This window comes from Roseibium sp. TrichSKD4 (genome assembly GCF_000148725.1).
Lineage (GTDB): Bacteria > Pseudomonadota > Alphaproteobacteria > Rhizobiales > Stappiaceae > Roseibium.
In genome coordinates, this window is record NZ_GL476326.1 from 1 (window position 1) to 817 (window position 817).

Here is an 817-nt window from a genome sequence, read left to right on the forward strand (position 1 = left end):
TTAGAGCGTCTTTGACAACGTCAATCGTGAGACGGGCTCTGCGCTTTTGCGCGGCTTACACTGCTGTACCAAGGTTCATGGCAAGCGAATTGGCAACCAATGGCTCGTTGCATGATTTGACGATCACGATTACTTGCACCAATTCCCATTGACGGTGAGACATCAACCAAAAAGATAAACTCGTATTTGCCCTGACCGAAGGAAATTGTCGATTCTGAATCTGCAGTATAATCTATGTTGTCGAAGCCCATGGCATGGGTCATGTAGGATTCGTGTTTGCCGCTAATGTTTACATTGGCTTTTACGACTTTTGCTTCCCGGTCGACAATGTTTATTTTGATACTGAATTTTTCTGTCGTTCCATCAAGGGACTTGGTTCGCGCGGTCAGAAATTTGCGTGCGTCGGTTTCGGCGCGTTTTCTCGCCTGATTTTTTGACATTCCATCAGCAACATATTTCCGAAATGTAGTAACTGCGAAGAGCGAGACTTCATCAGCCACAAGTTGGCTCTGGTCGCGCTTGTTATACGCAAATGACATGTCAATCCCAACGGAGATGGCCGCAAGGATCAGTGTGGCTAGAAGTGCAAAGGGGATAGCAATGCTACCCTTAATATTGCCCTTTAGTGCCTGAATGCGATTTTTTATCCCTGTATACATTTGCGTAAGTTCTCCGCTTTGGAGTAAAACTTACGCATAGTAAGTTTATATATTGTTTAAATGAAGATTGCCCCCTGCACCCCAACGATCTGAGCCTCTGCCAGAGCGACGCGCGGGCTTATGAACACCTCTCCATCACCGCTTAGAATTTAAACCCG

At 46.0% G+C, this 817-nt stretch carries 1 protein-coding gene and 1 pseudogene; both read right to left on the minus strand.

Annotated features, from left to right (window positions below; translation table 11 throughout):
• Positions 1–20: 20 nt before the first annotated feature.
• Entirely contained in the window at positions 21–500 is a 480-nt protein-coding gene (locus TRICHSKD4_RS27775; protein WP_247642881.1) for a hypothetical protein, read from the minus strand.
• Between the two features lie 36 nt (positions 501–536).
• Positions 537–659, minus strand: a pseudogene (locus TRICHSKD4_RS31975) (VWA domain-containing protein); the annotation flags it as partial.
• Positions 660–817 lie beyond the last annotated feature (158 nt).